Raw genomic sequence first — 21,968 nt, 5'->3', positions numbered from 1 at the left:
GACATTGGCGGAGGTATGGACGATGCCTGCGCCCTCGCCATGCTCTTGTGATTGATGGCAACACCTTTAACAACTATTGGAATGCCGTAATAAGTCAGTAGCCGCTACTTGCGTACGTGGCTACTGGGGCTGCGCCCTGGCGTATGCGGCTACTATTCGGGAAAATTTTCAAGGACCAATTTACCGATCATGCTGCCTTGCTCCAGGGTGGCGTGGGCTTTGCGCAGGTTGGCAGCGTTGATGGGCGAGAGACGCTGGGTAAGGGTGGTCTTGATCTCACCCGCGTCGACCAGGCCCGCCACGGTATCAAGGATGTGGTGTTGCTCGATCATGTCTGCGGTCTGGAAGCGGGGACGGGTGAACATGAGCTCCCAGGCGAAGGTCGCGCTCTTGCCCATCAAGGCGCCCAGATTGACCGGATTCTGGGGGCCGACAATGGAGCAGATCTTTCCCTGGGGGACGATGGCCTCGACCATATTGTCCCAGTGCTGGTCAAGGTTGTTGAGGCAGAAGATGTAGGGGATGGTGGGGTTGCCCAGGGCCTTCAGTTGTGGCGCGAAGGGCTGGTGATGATCGATGGTATAGTCCGCGCCGTGCGCCTTCGCCCACTGGATGGACTCCGGACGCGAGGCCGTTCCAATCACGGTCAGGCCCGCGCGTCTGGCAAGCTGGGTCGCAATAGAGCCGACACCACCCGCGGCATTGATGATAAGGATGCTCTTGCCCTGGTTCTCGGCCGGCTGCTCCGTAACGCCCAGGCGGCTGAAGAGAGCCTCCCAGGCCGTCAAGGAAGTGAGGGGGAGGGCCGCTGCCTCGGCGAAATCCAGGCTTTTGGGCTTATGCCCCACGATGCGCTCATCAATGAGATGAAACTCGCTATCGCAGCCCGGACGGGTGATATCGCCCGCGTAGTAAACCTCGTCTCCGGGCTTGAAGAGCGCGCTCTCGGTTCCCACGGCCTCCACGATGCCCGCCGCGTCCCAGCCCAGGATACGCGGCGGCTCTTCTACCTTATCTTTTGGTCCACCCTTACGCGTCTTCGTATCCACCGGGTTGACGGAGACGGCCTTGACACGCACGAGCAGGTCGCGCCTCTCTGGCGTTGGCCTGGGCAGTTCCAGGTCCACCAGGCTTTCAGGATCACCTATGGGTAAATAACGGTATAATCCAACGGCTTTCATCTATAGTTTGCTCCTTTGCTTGTGTATAAGTGATGCGTTTTTTGTAGAGTCTATGCTTGCATAGACTTACGCGACTGGGCTGAGCGCACTCACCCTTTACTTACAAGGAACACGATCCAGAAGCGCAAACCGTATGCCTGTGCAAATGAGCAAAACGCCTTTACGAGCTAAACTCTGAGGACCTCCAGGGCATTTCCTGGAAAGTCCATGTGTTGCCATCGGGATCGCTGAAGGCCGCGTACTTAATCCCCTGATCATGCTCATCAATCTCGCCTACTTCGACGCCCTGCCTCATGAGCGCTTCGCGAGCTTTTTGGACGTCCCCAACGACCAGGTGCAGACCCCTGAGTGAACCAGGCTGCATTTCAATACCATCGAGGCCGGTGCTCAGAACAATCGAGCAAGCCGATCCAGGTGGCGTAAGCTGGACTATTCTAACTGTATCAGTTGGCTGGATGTCGAGGTCCGCGTGAAATCCCACCTTTTCCACATAGAAAGCTTTGGCGCGATCAATGTCAGTAACTGGCACTGGTACAAGCTCAAGTTTCATATCCATTATTCTCATTGATCCTTTCTGTTTGCCCCCTGGCATATGGGATTACCAGGGGAGTACTTTCCTTTAAGTAAGAAGGTTGGAGTCAGGCGGCCTTGAAATAGGACCGACGACCGTAGAAGATGAAAATGGCGAGCAGGCCCACCACCAGCGGGAGCAGGGCAGAGACGACATCGCCCCCCATAAGCGTTATCGCCGTAGCCCCTATCATGATGATTACTAGCCCGGAAGCAGCCAGCGGAGTCAAGAAAGGTTTGATGCGCAGGAGGAGAGGCAAGATGAGGCCAAGCGCACCAGCGACTTCAGCCACGCCGATGAACCGGATAAAGAGGCCGGGCAGCGGCACGCTCATCTGCGAGGTCATCATCTCGATTGGCATAAGTAACTTCGAACTGCCAGCAAAGAGAAAGATCAGCGCGAGCAGTACCTGAACACTCCAGAGCGTGGTGAGCATAACCTTGTTCTGACGTTTCCCCTGGGTATTATTTTCGTTTGATACCTGAAGGCTTGCGACATTGTTCATCTTGATGCTCCTTTGTTTCTCGCTATTTACTTGCCCTGTACTTGCAAATTGCAAGTGCAGGTACTATACTATTCCAATACCAGGACGCAAAAGCGGAAATAGCAAATGAACCAATCGGGAGTATCTAACATGAAGCATAAACACCACAGGCGTTCGGACTGCCCCATTAACTTCATCCTGGAAGTTCTTGGCGATCCCTGGTCACTGTTGATTATTCGCGATATTGTCTATTTTGGGAAGAAGACCTATACGGAGTTTTTGGCGTCAGAAGAGGGGATCGCGACCAATATTCTCGCCAACCGCCTGGCGCACCTGGAGCAACAGGATATTCTTATCAAACGGCCTCATCCCACAAATGAACGTAAAGAGATGTATGCCTTGACGGAGAAGGGCCTGGACCTGATTCCGCTCCTGGTGGAGATGGCCAACTGGAGCGCCGAGCATGACCCCCAGACCGGCGCTCCGGCAGACTGGATCGCACTCATGAAGGCCAAACGCGAGCAGATGCTTCCCTTGATCCGTGAAACAGTGCGCCAGGGACGGGCGGTCTTCGCAGGCCCCAATAGCCTGGTCAGTCAACTCTAATAGAAGTAAGGAGATGTCTTTTAGATAGAAATATGTTTAGGTGCTGACTTGCTCATCAGGAATGTAGCCCGCGACAGATACGAGTTGCTGAATGAGTAGATGCGTGGGTGTAAGCATAAGTGCACGGTCACGAAACCAGCAGGCGAATGGATGCTCCCATTGCCCTATAATCCCGATCTGGCGCGAGCGCGTGATAACCATGTTAGCTCGAGCCAGGCGCTTCTGCTGGTAGACATGGAGTGCCTCCGCAATAGATTGGGTGTGCTGTAAGGCCTGGGCGAGGACAAATGCATCTTCAAGTGCCTGGCAAGCGCCCTGCCCCATATTCGGCGTCATCGCGTGCGCCGCGTCTCCGAGCAGGACCACACGTCTTTTGCTCCAATGAGATAGAGGCTTGAGATCATAAATGTCGTTGCGCAGGATCTCCTCCACAGGCGTCGCCTCGATAAGCGTTGTTATGGCTGGATGCCAGTATTTAAACATTGCCAACAACTCTTCTCTCCGTCCCTCTGGTGCCTCTGTCGCGTTCTCTGGAGCATTGCGGGACGCAAACCAGTAGACACGCTCCCTGCTCAAAGGGGCGATGCCAAAGCGCAGGCCCCGTCCCCAGAACTCTCCAATCATTTGAGGAACAGCGGCAGCGACACCACGCCAGGCCGTATAGCCTGCATAGCGCGGTATGCTCTGCGGGAAGAGCTGCTGACGGATAGATGAATGAATGCCATCGGCGCCAATTAGCAGGCAGCCTCGTACCTGTTGCCCATCCGCAAAAGAGGCGGTGATGCCATTCTCATCCTGTTCGAAGGCGACGAATCTCGCGCCTGATTGGAGCGCATCTGGTCCCACTTTTTCGCGCAACGCCGCCTGGAACTCTGCTCGATGGATCACAATGGTTGGCGCGCCCAATTTATCCTCAACCTCCGCTGGCGAGAGCGGGGCCAGGAGCTTTCCCCGAGCAGAGTAGAAGCCACTCATGGCCGTTTCAGGTAGACCAAGGTCACGCAACATCTCATCCAGGCCAAGCCTCTGTAAAACCTTCACCGCATTGGGCCAGAGTGTGAGTCCGGCTCCCACCTCCCTGATCTCCCTGGCGCGTTCAAACACGCGGACAGCAAAGCCCGCTTGCTGCAGCGCCAGCGCTGCAGCAAGCCCCCCATACCAGCGCCAATAATCAGAATTGGCAGTTCATTATCTCTTGTCATCACTATAATCGCCGATCCTTTCTTGATGGAAAGCATGTCTTGGGGCAGAGCCATTGGATGGCTGCTAGCTTCGCTTTGCTGACTCTGTTGTTCGAGTAAGCCATCTCAACTGTGCCTTTCTAACTACAGCTACTTTTGTTGCCTAACGAGGCAAGCTGTGCTATATTTGTTGGGTTACAACTGTTAGGCAACACGATATGTCCCTTCTTTATCTAGTGACAAGGAACGTCTATGCCCAGGTATGCCCACGCTCAACTATGCTGGTCTGAATACGCCCAGAACTATCTCCTCTTCATTGGCGATCAGGTCAGCGAACAGACGCTCACGAGTGAGTGGCTTGAGCAAAACACCTCCTTTGCCTTTCATAGCCGTTCGGGTATTCACTATACCGCCCGCAAGCAGCGGGTGCAACGCGGGAGCAGCTACTGGTATGCATATCGTCGTCTGCATGAGCGCATCGTCAAGCGCTATCTCGGCAAAACAGCGGACCTTACGTATGCGCGTTTAGAGGAAATCGCTCGCTTGCTAGAAGGTACGTCTGATGCGCATCAGCCTGCTCTAGAAGAGCCAGGTCAGGCTTCGGCCTCGCTCCAATCGGCTCCCGTTGAAGCGTCTCCACTCCTCTTATCCAAACTGTCTCCGCCGGGCCTGCATGCCTCTCTTCTCGACCGTTCACGCTTATTGGCACTGCTCGATGCTGTCTACGAAGTCCCTCTCACGCTGCTTTCAGCGCCTGCCGGGTTTGGCAAGACGACCCTCGTCTCCCAATGGCTGGCGACACGACACGCCAGCTTGCCCTTTGGCTGGGTCTCTCTGGAGGCTTCGGACAATGATCTGCTGCGCTTCTGGCGCTACTTGATTGCGGCCTGCCAGGCATTTCAAGTGAATCTGCAAGAGGTCTACGACACCCTGGCCTCCCTGGCTCCACAGCCGCCTTTTCGCCCCTCGCCTCTAGAGGCCATGCTAACCACCTTGCTCAACGCGCTGTCTCAATCGCCCACGCAAGGCATTCTGGTGCTGGAGGATTACCATGTGATTACCTCTCCTCTGATCCATGAGACGCTCTCCTTTTTCCTTGAGCATCTTCCAGCCACGCTCCATCTGATCATGATCACGCGTAGCGATCCCCCCTTTTCCCTGGCGCGCCTTCGCGCCAGCAATGCCTTGTATGAAATTCGCGCGACTGACCTGCGTTTCTCACACGAAGAGAGCGCGCTTCTGCTCCAACGCTCGCTCTCTTTCTCGTTGGAGACCTCGACGATTCAGCGCCTGCATGCTCAACTAGAAGGCTGGGGGGCCGGACTCCACCTGGTAAAGCTCGCGCTTCAACGAACAAGCACGCCCGCCGAGAGCGAGCAGGCGCTGGCTCGTTTCCCTCTTGGGAATGCCTCTCTCCAGGAATACTTTGTCTCCGAAGTGCTTGACCTGCAAGCAGAACCAGTGCAGCAATTTCTACTCCAGACCAGTATCCTCACCCGCCTGACCGCCTCTCTGTGCGACGCAGTAACCGTACAAGACAACAGCCAGGATATGCTCATGCAACTGGAACGCCTTGATCTGTTTCTGGAACCGCTTCACAACGACGGGCAATGGTATCGGTACCACGCGCTTTTCGCCGAAGCCATGCGACATGAGGCCCGGCGTCGTCTTGGTGGGGAGCAATTGCGTTATCTCTCTGCTCGCGCCTCACACTGGTATGAAGCACATGGCTATCCTGGCGAGGCCATAGATTCGGCCCTGGATGCCCAGGATTACAATCGAGCCGCTAGCTTGATCGAGCGATCCATTGAGAGGCAGACCTTCCCAGGTGAGGTCCAGGAGCCTCATACTCTGTATCGCTGGTTGGAGCAGCTTCCAGACGCGCATCTGGAGCAGCAACCCGTTCTCTGTTTGAGCTATGCCACAACGCTATTATTTCGGAGTCCTTCATGGCTCCCCGATACTGCAACCCAGCTCTCGATTGAGAAACTCTTGCTTAGGGCAGAACAGGGTTTCCGCATGGCAAACCAGCAAGTGAAGCTTGGAGAACTGTATGCCTTTCGCGCGCTACTTGCCTTGAGACAGGGCGACGTGCCAGCCGCGACACACGATGCGAAACAGGCCCTGGAGTGGCTGCCTCAGCTACAAGACAAGCCACCCATCATGCTGGGCACTCACCCTATCTGGCGTGGCCTGAGCCTGAGCATCGTGGCTGAAGAATGGATAGAGGCGGGGCACTTCCCAAAGGCTCGCGCTGCCTTGCTTGAATCTCAGGCTCTGTGTGCAGCCGCGGGGAATCACTATTTCCAGCGCGTCGCCATGCTCAAGCTTGCCCAGGTCTTCTTTGAGCAGGGGGAGAATCAGCAGGCTACCTCCCTGTATCGCCAGGTCCTCGCTTCAGCCAGGAAGGGCGGACCCATCTATACGCTTTGCAGTGCCTTGTATGGTCTGGCAGCCCTCTGCTACGAGCACAATGAGCTGGAAAGCGCCTCTCACTATGCACAGGAGGCCATAACTGCCAGTCAATCTCAACCCCTGGTATACCACGAGGTGCGGGCAACACTCATCCTTGCGCGTGTGCAACAAGCGCAGGGCCTGGTCCTTGTTGCCCAACAACTACTCACTACCCTTCTCGACAAGATACCTCTCTCCTTGCCGCTCCTCTTGCAGGAGGTCCAGACGGCCCAGGCGCACCTGGCGCTCTCCGCTGGGGACCAGATAACCATCCATCGCTGGGCGACTGGCCGCAAGCCTCAGCACAATTTCTCACAGGCAATAGAGGAAGACCTGCTTGTTGCCCGCTGGTTGCGCAGCCAGGGCAAGCTGGAAGAGGCATCTCATCAGCTTGAGAACTTGCTTCTTGCGGCGCAGGAGGCGCAACATACGCGCCGCTTGCTTGAGGTTCAGGTCGAGATGGTGCTGGTCGCTGCCGTAAGCAAACGCAAGACCGAAGCTCTACATCTGCTATGCGAAGTACTTGTCCAGGCTTTCTCCGGGAACGCTCAGCGCCTGTTCCTCGATGCTGGGGAGCAGATGGCGATCCTTTTACGCTCCCTCCTGCCCCAGGTTCACGAGCAATCGTTGCTTGCCTATATGCGTGCCCTGCTAAGCGCCTTTCCTGTTCAACAACAAGATGGAACTCAGACGCTGGCGTCATCCCTGGTTGAGCCGCTCTCCCCGCAAGAAAAGCGCGTCTTGCGTCTGCTCGTCCAGCAGCGTTCAAACGCGGATATCGCCAATGAACTAGTTGTCTCGGTCAATACTGTTCGCACGCAGGTCCAGAGCATTTATGCCAAACTGGGCGTCCATACACGCCACGCCGCCAGCGAAGTCGCACGCGAGCTCCACCTGATCTAATCATCCCTCTGGCTTCCCCTCTTTTCGTGGCTGCGAATCATGCATGCAATCATCCTCGCACATGAAGTCAATTCATCCATCTGAAAGCTATGATGTGCACATCAAACAAACACGTGCTTTCAGAAAGGAAGAGAGAACATCATGATAAGCGCAGCATTCCCCTATCAGAAAAAACGGCAGCAGATTCTAGGATTAGAGATGGCCTATGTAGAGGAGGGTCAGGGTAATCCCATTGTCTTCCTGCATGGCAATCCCACCTCGTCTTATGCCTGGCGTAATATTCTTCCCCATGTACAGGGGTTGGGGCGCGTTATCGCCCTAGACCTCATCGGCATGGGCGATTCACAGAAGCTGCCCGAGAGCGGCCCCGATTCCTACACCTTTGTCGAGCATCGCCGCTACCTCGATGCGCTGCTTGAAGCGCTGGATGTGCGTGAACGAGTCATCCTGGTTGGACATGATTGGGGTGCGGCCCTGGCCTTTGACTGGGCGCGTCGCCACCCGGAGGCCGTGCGCGGCATCGCCTATATGGAAGCGGTTATCGGGACCTCCTCCTGGGATCAGATGCCAGAGATTGCCCGCTCCCGCTTCCAGGCTCTACGAGGTCCAGCAGGCGAGCAGATGGTGCTGGAGCAGAACTCCTTCATCGAGTTCAACCTGCCCGCGACCATTTTGCGCAAGCTGTCAGAGGAAGAGATGAACGAGTATCGTCGTCCCTTTGCCGAGCCGGGCGAGGCACGCCGCCCCACGCTCACCTGGCCCCGCCAGATTCCCATTGAGGGTGAGCCAGCCGATGTCGCCGAGATCGTCACCACCTCCGGTCAGTGGCTCTCCCAGAGCCTTGTCCCCAAGCTACTGATACAGGCCGTTCCAGGAACGCAAGGCTCAGATCAGACTGCGTTCAACCGCACCTGGCCCGCTCAAAGCGAGGTGCGCGTACGTGGCCACCACACCCCCCAGGAAGACTCCCCCGACGAGATCGGCCAGGCCATCGCCAGCTGGCTTCAAAAGCTGGACTAGCCATCACTCATTATTGATTTATGTTAAATACACACTAAACATAGGAGAAATTTCATGAAGACCATTCTTTGGGCAACCTTGACCGCTAACGGAAACTATGCTCAGTCCAGTCCTGAGCATCCACCAAAAATGGAGGCCCTGGGCGATTTCGCGGCACAGGTGAAAGCTGCGGGAAACTTCATCGTCGGACGACGAACATTCGAGGGCATGCAGGCAAGTGGTGGGAACCCCTTTGGTGAAGTGGACATTGTCGTCGTTTCTCAGAGCGTCAAGGACATCCCTGGTGTCAAGGTTGTGGCCTCCCCTCAGGAAGCCCTTGGCTACCTGCAAGAAAAAGGTCATACCACGACCCTCCTTTCGGGTGGCGCGGATCTGCACAACGCCTTTCTCGGCCAGGGACTTATCGACGAGGTCATCTTTAACGTCGCCCCTGTAATGGAGGGCAAGGGACTCAACCTCTTGCTCGATCAGGACCACTACCAGTACCGGGATGTGCAGTTGTTGGACTGCAAACCCCTTGGCGGTGGCGTCATCCAACTGCGCTATGCTTTAGGATAAGAATAAAGCCATTCGGTGCACAGGCAGTCATTGAGACCGCAAGATGCGGCCTCAGTGGCTGCCTGTCTTGTTTGCGCAAGATTGGAGTAGTTTTATGGGCTTTTGGTAGGTTATGATGTTGGTGAGGCTAAATACCGATGAGAAAGGAATAGATCTAAAGATGGAACACCAAGGTTCACAAAATAGTGACCTGCCAGCAGAGCTGTCTGAACCAGCGCGCCGGGCGCTTCTTGGAGCAGGCTATAGACACCTTGGCCAGCTTACAAAGGTAAGGTCAGCAGAAATTAAACGGCTTCATGGTGTTGGGCCAAAGACGATTACGCAACTGCGTCACGCCCTTAGCCAGCTTGGTCTGTCCTTCACGGACGAGGTGAGCTAATGATAGGGGGGACGACGCTGCTAAAGCACGCATCTACATATGACGCGCATATGTAGATGCGTGCTTTAGCAGCGTCGTCCCAGCCATTATGGCTGCTATACAGAGGTTGACTGGCTCTGTTTCAGCTGGGCGTAGTCGACACCGGTCAGTTCGACGGAGGCATCCCAGAGGCGCTCGGCCGTGGGGTGGTCGTACTCGCGCTGAGCTTTGGTCTCGACACGGGGATGACCACGCATGCCAGAGAAGCCGCCTGGTCCGACCAGCTCGCCACCGTGAATATTGGGCGAAAGGCCCGCGTAGAGCTGGGGTAGTGCTCCCATAGCCGCAGGCTGTCCCACAAACGCACCAAATTTCTCGTAGAACCAGAGTTCAAGATTGGAGTTACTGAGCGTGGCGCTGGTCGATTGCAAATTGGTATGCGCGTAGCCGGGATGGGCTGCGACACTGATAGTCTCCGTGCCTGTGGCGGCCAGGCGGCGCTGCAACTCAAAGGCGAAGAGCAGGTTAGCACGTTTGCTCTGGCCATAGGCCGACCAGCGCGTATAGCCCTTCTGCCCCTGAAGATCAGCCAGGTTGACGCGCCCCATGGCACGCGCCATGCTGCTGGTGGTCACGATCCGGCTCTTTGGCGTGGCGAGCAAAAGTGGGAGCAGGAGGCCCGTCAACGCAAAATGCCCCAGATGGTTGGTACCAAACTGCATCTCAAAGCCATCTCTGGTCTCACGACGTGGAATGGCCATAACGCCCGCATTATTAAAGAGCAGATCCAGCCGCTGGTGCGCCTCCAGGAAGCTAGCAGCAAACTCGCGAATGGCGGCCTGTGATGCCAGGTCGAGCTGCATAAATTTGATAGACGCGTCAGGCACACTTTGAAGAATTTCTTCGCGGGCCTTCTCGCCCCGCTCAGGGTTACGCGCGGCCAGGATGACATGCGCTCCTCTAGCCGCCAAAGCCTGCACCGTCTCCCTGCCCAGGCCGCTATTGCCGCCCGTGACCAGCGCGACCTTCCCCCGCAAGTCTGGTATATCGTTTGTCGTCCACTGACTCAAGGCTTCTTCCCTCCAGAATAATAGTCTTTCCTGTCTAAATAGATCAAAATAAATACTTGTATGGGTATATCTCGGCCATATTGTATCATGCTATCGCCCGCTACTGGCGTACGCGGCTACTATCTGCTCTGGAGAAGTAGCCGCGTACGCCAGTAGCGGGCCTGTTACAAAACAACGTTATTTGCGAATATACTGGCGAGATCTCAAATGTGGAGTAATGCATGCATCAACCAGCCCGGGCACAAGAACAGTCAATCGCGCTCTACCAGCGCTACGCGCCCGCCGTATTCGCCTACCTGATGCGCCAGGTTGGTTCGCGCGAGGATGCCGAAGACTTGTTACTGGAGGTATTTCTGGCGCTAGTCGAGAAAGGTCCGGCCCTACAAGAGGACGAGCATTTAGTGCGCGCCTATATCTGGTCCGTGGCGCACCACAAGGTGGCTGATCACTTCCGCCACTTCACCAGGCATCCCAGCGTTCCCCTGGCGAACGTCGAGGAGATGCTCTATGAGCGCGATGAGCGACAGCCAGAGCAGGTGGCCCTGCGCCGCGAGGAGTACGCGCAGCTCTATACGCTCATGCGAGAGCTGCCGGAGCAGCAGCGCGAGATTCTGCAATTACGCTTTGGGCATGAGCTAAGTTATAGCGAGATCGCGCAGATTGTCGCCAAGAGCGAGGCCGCTGTCCGCATGATCCTGCATCGTGCGCTCAAGGTCTTGCGTGGCGCCTATAGTGGAAAGAGACAGGAAGGAGCAGGTAATGTCTGACAACGAACAGGACTTCTTTGCGACTTGGGAACCCGGCGATCATAACCTGCTCGAAGAGGTACAACGCAGCTATCGCCCCTATGCCCACGCCAACAGGGAATCGCTCTGGCGCGTCCAGGAACGCCTGGAGGCACGCTTGCAGCAGGCGCAACAGAAAAAAAGAACCAGCTCTATCAAGGAGTTACCTATACAACGAAAAAGGAAAACTATCATGGATGTTTCATCGAAGAAGGCGGGTTGGAGCCGCCTGACACGTGTATTGAGCTCTATTGCCGCCGTGCTCATTGTCGCCGCGCTTGTTGGCGGCGCGCTTCTTCTCTTTGGGCCAAAGCATCAGTCAGCAATGGTTGGCTCGAAAGCTCCCATACCAACCGCCATCGCTACGCATATTCCTGATCCTGGTCCCTCCGAGGTTGGTCCTGGTGCGAGCATTATTACCTCTGCTACCACTACATCGCATATCGATCCTAACAGCCATATCGCCCTGGACAAGCATCAGGTCTTTGCCCGTGGAACCGTGTTCTATGTGATCTATAACATCTCGACCAAAGAGAACGCGGGGAAGATAGCCGTCAAGGTATTTACAAATGGTATCCAGGACAAGGCGCAAGAGACCGCTATTGAGGCCAACCAGAATAAGCATGGGTATATCAGCCTCAGCTATTCAGTCGTCCTCTCTGGAAAGATCGAGTTGTACTGGAACGACCAGCTCGCCTATCGCCTCTACTTCGCGGTGAGGTAGCCTACTACTGGCGTACGCGGCTACTCTCCGCTCTGGAGGAATAGCCGCGTACGCCAGTAGCGGTTATGGCCCAGGAGGAGGTAATGGTACTCCAGGGCGTATCCGATGAGATGCTTCAAGGAGCCTTTCAGGAAATGAAGCATATTCATGAGTTTGCTCCGCAACCCTCTGGAACACTTATGATAGATATTTTTACGTTCAGTGCCCCATTGGGCTTCCTTGGGCGCCTGGCTGAAACTCTCGTCCTCACCCGTTATATGAAAAATCTTCTCCTCTCCAGAAACCGCTATTTGAGGTCTGTTGCGGAAGCAGAATAGCCCGACGCTGCCGCTTGCCTTGCCGCTAATGATATGCGGGCACCAGCATCCGGGGCTGGGTGGGTTATTCAGACGGCTGTATGTTCACCTATGCACTCGCGGCTGGGATGAGGCTGAGGCTGATAGCGCGCAGGTGTGCGTAAGCGCTTATAGCCTGCGACAATAAGATAGGATATGGAGGAGAGTGCGGCAATATAGAAGCTGACGGGCCAGTGCCCCACCAGAGCCAGGAGCAATCCCGCCCAGGTAAAGAGCAGCCCCAGGAGAATCGAGAGAAGCAAGGCTATCATAGGCCGATTAGTCAACTGGTGCGCGACCGCGGCAGGCACAATCAAGAGCGCGAAGACCAGCAGGACTCCCACGACCTGTACAGCCTCCGAGACCGTAATGGCAATAAGCAGGAGAAAAACGATGGAGAGCAGGCGTACCGGCACACCCCGTGCCTGCGCGACATCGGGATCAATCGAGCTAAACATCAGGGGACGGAAGATGGCCGCCAGAATGATCAGGGCAATGACGCCCGAGATCAGCGTCACCAGGACATCGCTCGTCGAGACGCTTAAAAGCGAGCCAAAGAGCACACCAACCGTCTGGGTTGCGTACTGGGTATACAGGTTCAAGAAGAGCACGCCCAGCCCGAGGGCGAAGGAAAGCACCATCCCGGTCTCGATATCGCGACCGCGCAGGCGCTTATCAAAGATGCCCATCCCGAGGGCTGCCAGGACCGTAAAGAGGAACATACCCATGAGCGAGCTTAGCCCGAGCAGAGCCGCGCCCGTGGCCCCGGCAAAACCGACATGGGAGAGGGCGTGGCCCGCGAAGGACTGCGAGCGCAGGACCACAAAATAGCCAATAACCGCCGTAATGATGGAGACGACCGTTCCCGCCAGGAAGGCGTTACGCACAAATTCCTGGTTCTGATAGAGCTGAAACAATTGAAGTAATGCTGACATCTCGCTCTCCCCTTAATGTGATGAACCGCTAAGCTGCATTTCGGCTGCATGCTCATCGCTTGCCAACGACTCCTCTAGAGCGTCTTCGCGCCCACGTTTCCCTAGCCAGAGCGGCGAGAGCAGGCGTACTGGTAGGTAGACGATGAAGGCCAGGGCCGTGATAAAGAAGCTCACAGGCCACGGTGTCAGAGCCGCTAGGAAGATGGCCAGCCAGGTATAGCCTACGCTCAGGAGGCAGGCCAGGAGGATCGCCTTGACAGGCGAATGCACGATGCGGATGGCCGTCGCGGCAGGCCCCACTAGCAGAGTAAAGATCAGGAGGATGCCCACAACCTTGACGGAGATCGAGATGGTGATGGCCACAATAATAAGGAAGAGCACACCCAGCAGGCGTACCGGAACGCCTCGCGTCTGTGCGACTTCAGGATCGAACGAGCTAAAGAGCAGGGGTCTGAAGAGCAGGGCAATGAGTGCCAGGCAGAGCAGGCAGAAGAGGACATTGGTCTGTACATCGAACTGACTAATTCCCAGAATGGTACCAAAGAGAATGCTGTAGGCGCGTTCCGCGTATCCTTTATAGAGTGAGAGGAAGAGGATACCAAGCGCCAGGGCCAGGGTCATAATGACGCCAATGGCCACATCTCGCTCGCGTAACTCCTTGCCCAGGAGACCAATGCCGATGCCCGAGCCAACCGTAAAGGCAAGCAGCCCGAAGATGGGGTCAATCCCGAGTAAGACGGCTCCTGCGGCCCCCGCGAAACCAATATGAGAGAGTGCGTGACCCGCAAAGGTCAGGCCGCGTACAACCAGGAAATACCCCACAAGCGCGGCCATGATCGCAACGCAGGTTCCAGCCAGGAAGGCATTCTGGATAAAAGCATAGGTGAATATATCAAGCATGGTTTGTAGCAGGCCCTTTCCTTGCCAACCTATCCCCGAAACTGCGCCTTCTCTACTAGCGCACATATAAATTGATACTGTGTATCGTTTGCTACAGCATAGCATAGAGTTCAAAGCACTGTCAACATAGTGATATCGTGTCTCAACATACCTCTCGCGCCTACGGCGCTCGCCTGGGTAGTGAATATGGTGCGTGCTGGTGGCCTGCGGCCACCAGCACGCACCATATTCACTACCCAAATTAAGGAGAATATTTGTCAGAGTGTAACAAAATTGGCTTTCGTGCGACTATATAAATGAGGTGTGTTTCGCGAGGAGATGGCGGGAACTGATACTGTGGGCACTAGCGGTTCTTTGTCTATCTTCTCCATGCCCTCCTTTTTCCCCTTCCTTAGGAACTACTCCTTCTCCTTCATCCACAGCACCCGCGGTGCTCCGCAAAGGATGAGAGTCTGTGGCGACGGCTGGCGAAGTCAACCATCGCCACAGACTCTCATCCGGCGGTTTTTATAAGCAATGAGAGGCAGGAAAGTTGTCCCCAAATCAGACAGTTTACTCCTCTTTTTTGTGCTATAGTGGGGATACAGCATTTATTGATGAAATTCAGGAGGGTGAGGTGGAGCAAGAAATCCTCGCTATTTACGACGAACAGAGGCAACCCCTGGGGACACTGCCGCGGGCCGTGGTCCATCAGCAGGGACACTGGCATGAGACTTTCCATTGCTGGTTTTTTCGCCAGGAGGGTGTGCACACATATCTTCTCTTTCAGCGGCGGGCGGCTTCAAAGAAAGATTTTCCTCTCAAACTCGATATTACAGCCGCGGGTCACTTGCTCGCGGGCGAGACGGTCAGGGATGGGGTTCGTGAGGTTGCGGAGGAGGTGGGGATAACGATTGCGTATCATGAGTTGCTCCCTGTTGGAGTCATCCCGAGCACGATTGAAATTGATCAGTTTATTGATCGCGAGTTTTGTCATGTCTACCTGTATCACTACCGGGCACTAACTCCACGTTTTCTCCTGCAACAGGAAGAGGTTGCGGACATGATCGCGGTAGAATCCACACAACTTGAAGCGCTCTTCCAGGGGAAGACCAGGGCGATTGAGGGGCGAAGCTGTCTCTACTCATTTACTGAAGGGCCGGTCGTCAAGATAGAGGCACAGGATCTCTGCCCCCATTCGCCAACATACGCAAAGCAATTGATGCAGGCGCTTCATCGCTATGCAGGCAGCTAGAAGCGAAACTTCTTGCCACGGATGTTCGTGCTATTGCATTGCAGGATCCTTAGACGGATCGAAGAAATAATCCGTTAGCTCAGCACTATAGAGGAGTCCATAGTGGATAGGGATGGCATGAGAGAGTTATCATGGTCGAGGAGCCAGAACACAGAAACGAATACGAGGGAATAATGGGCAGTTCAGATGCTTCTCAAGCACATAATATACACCAATATCCGCAGCATCCTCAAGAGAAGTTAGCGCTTCAGGCGAAGATAGAGCCTGCTGTCCCGGAAGCGGAAAGCGGCTCGTCACCCGAGGCAGAGACGATCCAGCAGCTAGAGCAGGCCCTGCTCAAAACGCGTAAACGCTTCGATTCCTTTATCAGTGCCGCTGGGCACGAACTACGCACCCCCCTGACCACGATCAAAGGCAATGCCCAGCTTGCCCTGCGACGTCTGGAGAAACTTCGGCGTAAGGTCAGACAACAGGAACAGATCGACGTGTCCACGCTTGGCGCTGATCTCGAACGCCTTCAGCAACCGCTTGACTACATTGTCTACCGTGTAAACGAGCAGGATAAAATGATTAGCGATCTCCTGGATGTCTCACGCGTTCAGTCAGGCAAGATCTCTATCGTCATGCGCCCCTGCAACCTGGTACAGATTGTACAGAATGCGGTTCAGAATACGCATGAGATGGATCGTGTAATTGACTTGACAGTGCCAGAGGAGGAGTCTCAAATTACCATTCACGCCGACCCCGAACGTGTGGAGCAAGCCCTGAATGCATTGCTGAGTAACGCGATGAAATACTCCATGCCAGATCGACCGGTCAAAGTGATGCTGACCATAGAAGAGAGAGAGGCATTGCGCATGGCCCAGGTCCAGGTTCAGGACTATGGCACCGGTATTCCTGCGGATGAACTGGAGAATATCTGGGATATCTCCTATCGCGTCAAAGGGATTGAGGTACAGGATGGCTCCTCCGTAGGCCTGGGCCTGGGCCTCTTCCTCTTCCGCGCCCTTATTGAGCGCCAGCAGGGGGCAATAGGGGTACATAGCGTACCAGGCGAGGGATCACTTTTCTGGTTTACCTTGCCCCTGGCCCAGCAGGAAAGCTAAGCCTCCTCTATCAAAGGCCATAACATAAAACAAGGAGAAATCTATGCCGAGAGCGAGCGTTGAACCGTTGCCAATTCCCGGTCATTTTGCTACCAGGCCCTTCTGTACCTATCAAGGGCATTTCCTGAACTTTTCTGCTTCAGAAACGGTTGAAATGCTGGCTTCTGCTCAGAGTATCAATGTGCATGCCAAAGGCCGTTTTTCGATTCAGACCCTGACTCGGAACTCGGCCCTGCTGTATTTCTTTGGCATAAAAGTGTATGAGCCTCTGGATTCGGCTTATAGCACGCCTATCCAGACCCTTGCTTCGTTCAACGCGACCGTCACATGCGAACAAGGAGTCTTCGCCTTCAAAAAGCAAAAATTTATAGGGAATGGAAATGAGAACTGGGAGGAGGATTCATGGCCGTGCCTGCTTTATCATGCGCGCTATATATTTGAACCTGACCCGCTCTATCCACTAATCGCGAACAATCCCGCAAACCTGCCAGAAGGACAAACGCCAGGCCCGGCCCATTACTATCGTTTGGGAGATCAACAGGAACTTACCAGGAAAGAATTGCTTCATATGGGTATCTCGCCTATTGAAGAAGGTTGTTCCGGGAAGTAGTCATCCACAAAAAATTTGTAACGCCGCTCCATTGCTTGAACGTGTTAGCACAATGACCGAGACATACAACGATGTGTAATACAGAGTGGTCATGTGCAAAGGAGAAAACTGCATGTTTTTTCACGTTCAAAAGCTGATCAATGAGATCGTTCCTGACGAGCCTGATCCCGCTGCGGCAAATGCATTGCAGGAAGGTCTGGGCGGGCAATTTGGTGAGATGCGCACGATGATGCAGTACCTCTTCCAGAGCTTTAACTTCCGCGGCAAAGCCAAACCCTACCTCGATTTGATTCAGGGAGTCGGGATAGAGGAAATTAGCCATGTGGAGTTGATCGCGACCACCATCAACCGCCTCGTAGATGGCGCGCCTGGCTATAAGGCGAAAGGGGGCGTGTTCGGCGCCGCGACCCAAAACGTGCCTGGACAGAATGGCTCCACGCCTTTAAATATGGCCCTGCACCAGGGAAATATTCACCACTTCCTGGTGGCCTCACAGGGGGCGATGCCTATTGATGCCGCGGGCAATCCCTGGTCTGGCTCATATGTCTACAATAGTGGGAATCTCACGCTCGATCTCCTCTACAATTTGATGCTGGAGGCAACGGGGCGTTTACAGAAATGCCGTATGTATGAAATGACCGATAATAAGACGGCACGCTCCACCATCTCTTACCTGATTGTACGCGATCACGCGCATGAGAACGTTTACGCCAAGGCCCTGGAATCGCTGGGTATCAACTGGGGGAAAGTCCTTCCCATCCCAAACTTCGATGCCACCAAGTTTCCCGAAGTACGCACGCTTATGGAGAAGGGTCTTCATAATCAGCAGTATCACTGGCGGCTTGATGGCTCTGAGATGGCCAAGGTCTTTCAGGGGCTGGCGCCCTCTGTTACCGGCGGACCACTGGAGGTACCCGAGAAACCACCTGAAGGTGTCCCTTTTACGCCCGGTCCTGAGCGGCCAGAAGAGTTCTCTCCCGGCCTGACACCTGAGATTATGGAACTGGTTGAGCAAGTGAGTAAGTTGAAGTAGGACAACCTCCCGTCCTTTAGTATATACTAGAGACTATTCTGGCTCTGTTTGATTACAGTGATCGGGATAGTCTCTTTTTGCAAGCGGTTAATCCCCATACACAATTATCAATAAAAGAACTATCAATAGAAGAACTATCAGGAAAGGCCTACACCATGTCAGTGGCAGAGAATAAAAAAATGATGCTTGCGCTCTACAAGGCTTTCAATGAAAAAGACCTGGCAGGGATAGAGCAAGTCTTCACCGAAAGTTTTGTGGACCACTCAACGCCTGAGCAGACTGTGGGGCCAGAAGGCGTGCGGGCGTATTTTGCAACATTATATGATGCCATTCCTGATTTGCGTATCACTATCGATGACCTGGTCGCCGAGGGCGACAGAGTTGTGATACGCACAAGCTGGCGGGGCACGCATGCCGAGAGCAAGAAAGCGGTGTATCGAAGCCTGATCCAGATCTTCCATATCAGTCAGGGAAAAATTCAGGGGGAGTGGAATGAGGGCGGAGATTTGCTCCCAAATGATTGACATCGGTCACCTTGCAAGGTATACCATAGCAAGAGATCAGTGATATTTATCTGCACTCCAAGGAGGGGACAATGACCAAACCATTATCCGTGCGTGCTCAAAGTACCGGCACCAGCACCTTTACCATTGACTCTGGCAGCGAGCATCGCATCGTTTTAAGCTCAGTAGAAGAAGACCAGGGTCCCAGCCCCATGGAGGCGCTACTCGGAGCGCTGGCTGGCTGCGCTGGCATTGGCATCCTCTCGATTCTGCGCAAGATGCGCCAGGATGTCACCCATTACGAGATCCGCGTCCATGGCGAGCGTGCCGAGCAAGATCCCAAGATATTTACCGATATTACCGTCGAGCATATCTTTACTGGCATCAGTTTACGCCCGGAGAGCATCCAGCGCGCCATTGAGCTGGATACAACCAACTACTGCGGCGTCAATATCATGCTTGGAAAGAGTGCCGCAATCAAGCACACCTTTCAAATTCACGAGGCATCTGAGCCAGAGGCGCAGCTTCCTGCGCTATGATTTTTTGACCAGGAGAAGTCAACCTGTCCAAAGGGACTAAGGCTTTCTGTCCTCTTGCACAATCCGCAGCGCATCTTTTTCAGGTACAGTACGAGCAGAGAAAACAAAGAACGTACGACTGAAAGAGAGAAACTCGCATGCCACATACACAAACCGCTCTGATTACGGGAGCATCAAGAGGACTGGGCCTCGCTTTAGCTCGCCAGCTTGCGAAAGAGCAGTGGAACCTGATTATTGATGCGCGTGGAGATGAGGCCCTGGAGGCTGCTCGCCAGAAGCTTGCTCGCGAGACGCAGGTAATTGCTATCGCCGGAGATATCACAGACGCTGCACATCGCCAGGCGCTCGCCGACGCGCTACACACAATTGGTTCTCTCAATGTCCTCGTCAACAATGCCAGCATCCTGGGACCCAGCCCTCAACCTCAGCTGCTGCAGTATCCACTTGAGACGCTGGAACAGGTCTACCGCACCAATGTCATCGCCCCCCTGGCACTGCTGCAAACGCTCCAGCATTCTTTACAGCCAGGGGCCAGGATTCTCAATATCACCAGTGATGCTGCCATCGAGAATTACGCGGGCTGGGGTGGCTATGGCTCAAGCAAGGCTGCGTTGGAGCAACTCTCACATATCCTGGCGGCTGAGCAGGAGGCCTGGCGTATTTACTGGGTCGATCCCGGCGATATGCGCACCCAGATGCACCAGGAGGCCTTCCCAGGCGAGGACATCTCTGATCGTCCGCTACCAGAGGAAAGCATCCCGGGCCTGCTTCAACTCATCAAGGGCGACTATCCCAGTGGTCGCTATCAGGCACGTGCCCTGCCAGGGAAGGACGCACACTCATGACCAGCTTACCCATCTGGACAGCGTTAGACGCATCGCTTGATTTCGTGTTGCCAGCCGAGCTTGAGGCGACCAGGCCGCCTGAGGCTCGCGGCCTGGCGCGCGACGAGGTGCGCCTGATGGTCTCGTATCGCGCCAATGACCATATTATTCATGACCGCTTCCGTGAGATAGAGCACTTTCTGGAGCCAGGCGACCTGCTCGTCGTCAATACCAGCGGAACGATGAATGCCGCGCTCAGCGCGACCCGCGCGGACGGCACTCCCTTGGAAGTCCACCTCTCGACACATTTGCCCGCCAATCTGTGGATCGTTGAGGTTCGCCTCAAACGGGAAGAGCAAACGTTCCCGTTCTCTGAGATGCGGGCTGGCGAACGGGTGCCGCTGCCAGGAGGAGCCTCGCTGCACCTGCTCACGCCATACAGCGCCGGAGAAGGGAGGCTCCAACCAGCCAGGCAACGGCTCTGGATCGCGACCCTTGAGCTTGCTTCACCACTTCAGGAATATCTCGCGCGCTATGGCTTCCCCATTCGCTATAACTATGTGCCCGAAGCCTGGCCGCTTGAGTACTATCAGACGGTCTACGCGACAGAGTATGGAAGTGCCGAGATGCCCTCGGCGGGGCGCGCCTTTACGCCTGAACTCATCGCGCGCCTGGTTGCTCACGGAATTCAGATTGTGCCCCTGCTGCTCCATACCGGCGTTTCGAGCCTGGAGGAGCATGAGCCACCATATGAAGAATACTATCGTGTGCCTGTAGAAACCGCCAGATCTATAAATGCTGCTCACATTAACCATAAACGTGTCGTCGCGGTGGGCACGACGGTTGTACGCGCTTTGGAGACCGTCACGGACGTAGATGGTGTCACGCATCCGGGGGAGGGATGGACACGCCTGGTGATCACGCCACAGCGTGGCCTGCGAGCGATCAACGCCTTGCTTACAGGTCTACATGAGCCGCGTGCCTCGCACTTGCTTATGCTCGAAGCGCTGGCCGGTCGTGAGCATTTGCGGAAGACCTATGCTGCAGCGTTGCAAGAGCAATACCTCTGGCATGAGTTTGGCGACCTGCATCTCCTGCTGCCATAAGGCGGCAGGAGAGGAGTCCGACGTTGGGGGGGACGACATTGCGGGAGGGCTTTTTGGCTTCTCGATGCTCGGTAAAATGAAAAGAAAGTGGCATGCTAGCTACTGACAGGGTCACATCAGTTTTCGAGGAATCGAGGCACACGCAATGAAACGACAACCTCAATATATGCCCGGCGGAAATGTTCCACCTTCCTTCGCGGGGCAGCATCCCGCGAGACGCCTGCCCACCTTTTATGCCAGAGCCGTCACGACGCCGCAGCCACATGTCTTTGCCCAGGCGGCCGAGTATGCGCGCTGGAGCCTGGTCTGGATCCAGCTCGTCTTGCTGCTGATTATTCCCGCGGCGCTTGGTCTGCTGCGTAGTGTGCTCAGAGATACCTCCAGCGGGATCGATACGCGCTCAAACGTCTTCTTTGGCTTTATGGATGTATTAACCGTGGGCGCGACCATCGCGGCCTTTGGCCTCAAGGTCGTCTTTGTGCCACTCCTGTTCTTCGTGGGCGCGGCCCTGCAATACCTGCTGGCGCGGGCCTTTGGCGGTCATGGGCGCTTCGTCTCTCACTGCTTCGATATGCTGCTCTACCAGGTCCCGCTGGCATTTATTGGCGCGCTCATTATCACTGTCTTTGTGGCACTGCACTTCTCAACGCTTTTCTTTGCGCCCATTATCAGTGTCGCGCTCTTCTTCTATGGCATCTTTGTCAACACCTCGGTTGTCATGGGCGTCCACGGGCTGAACCGCGAGAAGTCAATCATAACTGTGGCTATCCCCTACATCCTTGGCGTCATGGCAGTTTGTGGCCTGCTCGCTGTGCTCGCGCACTCTATCGCGAATATGCTACACATGGCACATTAAAATTTAGGATGTAAGGGCCTCGCCCTACAGGCCAATGCAAACGCCATAACGATGAGATCAAAACACGAATCCGCTCCTTATAGTATATAGGT

At 55.1% G+C, this 21,968-nt stretch carries 23 protein-coding genes and 1 pseudogene; 17 read left to right on the top strand and 7 right to left on the bottom strand.

Annotated features, from left to right (window positions below; genetic code table 11):
* Positions 1 to 152: 152 nt before the first annotated feature.
* From JMJ16_RS43080 to JMJ16_RS43070, 3 genes are all read right to left on the bottom strand, one after another.
* Complete coding sequence (locus JMJ16_RS43080; protein ID WP_201391644.1) at positions 153 to 1,181, bottom strand: zinc-binding alcohol dehydrogenase family protein; 1,029 nt, start codon at positions 1,179 to 1,181, stop codon at positions 153 to 155.
* A 160-nt stretch (positions 1,182 to 1,341) separates the two neighbouring features.
* Positions 1,342 to 1,737, bottom strand: coding sequence for a VOC family protein (locus tag JMJ16_RS43075; protein ID WP_201391642.1), 396 nt, complete (start codon positions 1,735 to 1,737; stop codon positions 1,342 to 1,344).
* An 82-nt stretch (positions 1,738 to 1,819) separates the two neighbouring features.
* Complete coding sequence (locus JMJ16_RS43070) at positions 1,820 to 2,257, bottom strand: DoxX family protein (protein WP_201391640.1); 438 nt, start codon at positions 2,255 to 2,257, stop codon at positions 1,820 to 1,822.
* Between the two features lie 129 nt (positions 2,258 to 2,386).
* Between JMJ16_RS43070 and JMJ16_RS43065 the strand changes: the two genes are divergently transcribed.
* Complete coding sequence (locus tag JMJ16_RS43065) at positions 2,387 to 2,842, top strand: helix-turn-helix domain-containing protein (RefSeq protein ID WP_201391639.1); 456 nt, start codon at positions 2,387 to 2,389, stop codon at positions 2,840 to 2,842.
* A gap of 36 nt (positions 2,843 to 2,878) precedes the next feature.
* Here the strand turns inward: JMJ16_RS43065 and JMJ16_RS43060 are convergent.
* Positions 2,879 to 3,982, bottom strand: a pseudogene (locus tag JMJ16_RS43060) (FAD-dependent monooxygenase); the annotation flags it as partial.
* A 293-nt stretch (positions 3,983 to 4,275) separates the two neighbouring features.
* On the opposite strand from JMJ16_RS43060, the gene JMJ16_RS43055 reads away from it, so the two are divergent.
* From JMJ16_RS43055 to JMJ16_RS43040, 4 genes are all read left to right on the top strand, one after another.
* Complete coding sequence (locus JMJ16_RS43055; RefSeq protein WP_201391637.1) at positions 4,276 to 7,380, top strand: LuxR C-terminal-related transcriptional regulator; 3,105 nt, start codon at positions 4,276 to 4,278, stop codon at positions 7,378 to 7,380.
* 141 nt (positions 7,381 to 7,521) lie between these two features.
* Complete coding sequence (locus JMJ16_RS43050) at positions 7,522 to 8,400, top strand: haloalkane dehalogenase (RefSeq protein ID WP_201391635.1); 879 nt, start codon at positions 7,522 to 7,524, stop codon at positions 8,398 to 8,400.
* Positions 8,401 to 8,454: 54 nt separating this feature from the next.
* The gene (locus JMJ16_RS43045; RefSeq protein WP_201391633.1) at positions 8,455 to 8,958 is read left to right on the top strand and encodes a dihydrofolate reductase family protein; all 504 of its coding nucleotides are present in this window, start codon (positions 8,455 to 8,457) and stop codon (positions 8,956 to 8,958) included.
* Positions 8,959 to 9,118: 160 nt separating this feature from the next.
* Entirely contained in the window at positions 9,119 to 9,337 is a 219-nt protein-coding gene (locus JMJ16_RS43040) for a DNA-binding protein (RefSeq protein WP_236601953.1), read from the top strand.
* A 95-nt stretch (positions 9,338 to 9,432) separates the two neighbouring features.
* Here JMJ16_RS43040 and JMJ16_RS43035 read toward each other — a convergent pair whose 3' ends face one another.
* Positions 9,433 to 10,386 (bottom strand): oxidoreductase, encoded by a 954-nt coding sequence (locus tag JMJ16_RS43035; RefSeq protein WP_201391631.1) that lies wholly within the window; start codon positions 10,384 to 10,386, stop codon positions 9,433 to 9,435.
* 221 nt (positions 10,387 to 10,607) lie between these two features.
* Between JMJ16_RS43035 and JMJ16_RS43030 the strand changes: the two genes are divergently transcribed.
* The 3 genes from JMJ16_RS43030 (at position 10,608) to JMJ16_RS43020 (ending at position 12,212) form a co-directional block, all read left to right on the top strand.
* Positions 10,608 to 11,153 (top strand): RNA polymerase sigma factor, encoded by a 546-nt coding sequence (locus JMJ16_RS43030; RefSeq protein ID WP_201391629.1) that lies wholly within the window; start codon positions 10,608 to 10,610, stop codon positions 11,151 to 11,153.
* The gene (locus JMJ16_RS43025; RefSeq protein WP_201391627.1) at positions 11,146 to 11,895 is read left to right on the top strand and encodes a hypothetical protein; all 750 of its coding nucleotides are present in this window, start codon (positions 11,146 to 11,148) and stop codon (positions 11,893 to 11,895) included. The genes JMJ16_RS43030 and JMJ16_RS43025 overlap by 8 nt, the downstream gene beginning before the upstream one ends.
* Before the next feature lie 134 nt (positions 11,896 to 12,029).
* Positions 12,030 to 12,212, top strand: a complete 183-nt coding sequence (locus JMJ16_RS43020; protein WP_201391625.1) for a hypothetical protein — start codon at positions 12,030 to 12,032, stop codon at positions 12,210 to 12,212.
* Between the two features lie 68 nt (positions 12,213 to 12,280).
* Here JMJ16_RS43020 and JMJ16_RS43015 read toward each other — a convergent pair whose 3' ends face one another.
* Both JMJ16_RS43015 and JMJ16_RS43010 read right to left on the bottom strand, forming a co-directional pair.
* The gene (locus tag JMJ16_RS43015; protein ID WP_201391623.1) at positions 12,281 to 13,165 is read right to left on the bottom strand and encodes a metal ABC transporter permease; all 885 of its coding nucleotides are present in this window, start codon (positions 13,163 to 13,165) and stop codon (positions 12,281 to 12,283) included.
* A gap of 12 nt (positions 13,166 to 13,177) precedes the next feature.
* A complete protein-coding gene (locus JMJ16_RS43010; protein ID WP_236601952.1) occupies positions 13,178 to 14,065 on the bottom strand; it encodes a metal ABC transporter permease in 888 nt (295 codons plus the stop codon).
* A gap of 616 nt (positions 14,066 to 14,681) precedes the next feature.
* Here JMJ16_RS43010 and JMJ16_RS43005 point away from each other — a divergent pair.
* The 9 genes from JMJ16_RS43005 to JMJ16_RS42965 all read left to right on the top strand — a co-directional run bounded on the left by JMJ16_RS43005 (position 14,682) and on the right by JMJ16_RS42965 (position 21,876).
* On the top strand, positions 14,682 to 15,299 hold the full coding sequence (locus JMJ16_RS43005) for an NUDIX domain-containing protein (protein WP_201391619.1): 618 nt from the start codon (positions 14,682 to 14,684) through the stop codon (positions 15,297 to 15,299).
* A gap of 131 nt (positions 15,300 to 15,430) precedes the next feature.
* Positions 15,431 to 16,405 carry a sensor histidine kinase KdpD gene (locus JMJ16_RS43000; protein ID WP_201391617.1) on the top strand — a complete coding sequence of 325 codons (975 nt, stop codon included), beginning with the start codon at positions 15,431 to 15,433 and terminating at the stop codon, positions 16,403 to 16,405.
* A gap of 43 nt (positions 16,406 to 16,448) precedes the next feature.
* Positions 16,449 to 17,015: a hypothetical protein gene (locus JMJ16_RS42995; protein WP_201391616.1), complete on the top strand. Its 567-nt coding sequence runs from the start codon at positions 16,449 to 16,451 to the stop codon at positions 17,013 to 17,015.
* A gap of 112 nt (positions 17,016 to 17,127) precedes the next feature.
* A complete protein-coding gene (locus JMJ16_RS42990; protein WP_201391615.1) occupies positions 17,128 to 18,048 on the top strand; it encodes a manganese catalase family protein in 921 nt (306 codons plus the stop codon).
* A 155-nt stretch (positions 18,049 to 18,203) separates the two neighbouring features.
* On the top strand, positions 18,204 to 18,572 hold the full coding sequence (locus JMJ16_RS42985) for an ester cyclase (RefSeq protein ID WP_201391614.1): 369 nt from the start codon (positions 18,204 to 18,206) through the stop codon (positions 18,570 to 18,572).
* Between the two features lie 71 nt (positions 18,573 to 18,643).
* On the top strand, positions 18,644 to 19,090 hold the full coding sequence (locus tag JMJ16_RS42980) for an OsmC family protein (RefSeq protein WP_201391613.1): 447 nt from the start codon (positions 18,644 to 18,646) through the stop codon (positions 19,088 to 19,090).
* Positions 19,091 to 19,227: 137 nt separating this feature from the next.
* Positions 19,228 to 19,935, top strand: coding sequence for an SDR family oxidoreductase (locus JMJ16_RS42975; RefSeq protein ID WP_201391612.1), 708 nt, complete (start codon positions 19,228 to 19,230; stop codon positions 19,933 to 19,935).
* Positions 19,932 to 21,020 carry an S-adenosylmethionine:tRNA ribosyltransferase-isomerase gene (locus tag JMJ16_RS42970; protein WP_201391611.1) on the top strand — a complete coding sequence of 363 codons (1,089 nt, stop codon included), beginning with the start codon at positions 19,932 to 19,934 and terminating at the stop codon, positions 21,018 to 21,020. The genes JMJ16_RS42975 and JMJ16_RS42970 overlap by 4 nt, the downstream gene beginning before the upstream one ends.
* Positions 21,021 to 21,165: 145 nt before the next feature.
* On the top strand, positions 21,166 to 21,876 hold the full coding sequence (locus JMJ16_RS42965; RefSeq protein ID WP_201391610.1) for a YIP1 family protein: 711 nt from the start codon (positions 21,166 to 21,168) through the stop codon (positions 21,874 to 21,876).
* Positions 21,877 to 21,968 lie beyond the last annotated feature (92 nt).

Source organism: Ktedonobacter sp. SOSP1-52 (assembly GCF_016587395.1).
The sequence above is the reverse complement of the archived record's forward strand: the minus strand, read 5'-3'. Positions and strand labels throughout refer to the sequence as shown.

What these genes read in the sequence shown, in the direction of transcription:
- JMJ16_RS43010 (WP_236601952.1), bottom strand. Translation starts at nt 14,065, where the DNA reads ATGCTTGATATATTCACCTATGCTTTTATCCAGAATGCCTTCCTGGCT.
- JMJ16_RS43070 (WP_201391640.1), bottom strand. Translation starts at nt 2,257, where the DNA reads ATGAACAATGTCGCAAGCCTTCAGGTATCAAACGAAAATAATACCCAG.
- JMJ16_RS43065 (WP_201391639.1), top strand. Translation starts at nt 2,387, where the DNA reads ATGAAGCATAAACACCACAGGCGTTCGGACTGCCCCATTAACTTCATC.
- JMJ16_RS43055 (WP_201391637.1), top strand. Translation starts at nt 4,276, where the DNA reads ATGCCCAGGTATGCCCACGCTCAACTATGCTGGTCTGAATACGCCCAG.
- JMJ16_RS42990 (WP_201391615.1), top strand. Translation starts at nt 17,128, where the DNA reads ATGTTTTTTCACGTTCAAAAGCTGATCAATGAGATCGTTCCTGACGAG.
- JMJ16_RS42980 (WP_201391613.1), top strand. Translation starts at nt 18,644, where the DNA reads ATGACCAAACCATTATCCGTGCGTGCTCAAAGTACCGGCACCAGCACC.
- JMJ16_RS43020 (WP_201391625.1), top strand. Translation starts at nt 12,030, where the DNA reads ATGAAGCATATTCATGAGTTTGCTCCGCAACCCTCTGGAACACTTATG.
- JMJ16_RS43030 (WP_201391629.1), top strand. Translation starts at nt 10,608, where the DNA reads ATGCATCAACCAGCCCGGGCACAAGAACAGTCAATCGCGCTCTACCAG.
- JMJ16_RS42975 (WP_201391612.1), top strand. Translation starts at nt 19,228, where the DNA reads ATGCCACATACACAAACCGCTCTGATTACGGGAGCATCAAGAGGACTG.
- JMJ16_RS42995 (WP_201391616.1), top strand. Translation starts at nt 16,449, where the DNA reads ATGCCGAGAGCGAGCGTTGAACCGTTGCCAATTCCCGGTCATTTTGCT.
- JMJ16_RS42965 (WP_201391610.1), top strand. Translation starts at nt 21,166, where the DNA reads ATGAAACGACAACCTCAATATATGCCCGGCGGAAATGTTCCACCTTCC.
- JMJ16_RS43040 (WP_236601953.1), top strand. Translation starts at nt 9,119, where the DNA reads ATGGAACACCAAGGTTCACAAAATAGTGACCTGCCAGCAGAGCTGTCT.
- JMJ16_RS42985 (WP_201391614.1), top strand. Translation starts at nt 18,204, where the DNA reads ATGTCAGTGGCAGAGAATAAAAAAATGATGCTTGCGCTCTACAAGGCT.
- JMJ16_RS43050 (WP_201391635.1), top strand. Translation starts at nt 7,522, where the DNA reads ATGATAAGCGCAGCATTCCCCTATCAGAAAAAACGGCAGCAGATTCTA.
- JMJ16_RS43015 (WP_201391623.1), bottom strand. Translation starts at nt 13,165, where the DNA reads ATGTCAGCATTACTTCAATTGTTTCAGCTCTATCAGAACCAGGAATTT.
- JMJ16_RS43000 (WP_201391617.1), top strand. Translation starts at nt 15,431, where the DNA reads ATGGTCGAGGAGCCAGAACACAGAAACGAATACGAGGGAATAATGGGC.
- JMJ16_RS43045 (WP_201391633.1), top strand. Translation starts at nt 8,455, where the DNA reads ATGAAGACCATTCTTTGGGCAACCTTGACCGCTAACGGAAACTATGCT.
- JMJ16_RS43025 (WP_201391627.1), top strand. Translation starts at nt 11,146, where the DNA reads ATGTCTGACAACGAACAGGACTTCTTTGCGACTTGGGAACCCGGCGAT.
- JMJ16_RS42970 (WP_201391611.1), top strand. Translation starts at nt 19,932, where the DNA reads ATGACCAGCTTACCCATCTGGACAGCGTTAGACGCATCGCTTGATTTC.
- JMJ16_RS43080 (WP_201391644.1), bottom strand. Translation starts at nt 1,181, where the DNA reads ATGAAAGCCGTTGGATTATACCGTTATTTACCCATAGGTGATCCTGAA.
- JMJ16_RS43075 (WP_201391642.1), bottom strand. Translation starts at nt 1,737, where the DNA reads ATGGATATGAAACTTGAGCTTGTACCAGTGCCAGTTACTGACATTGAT.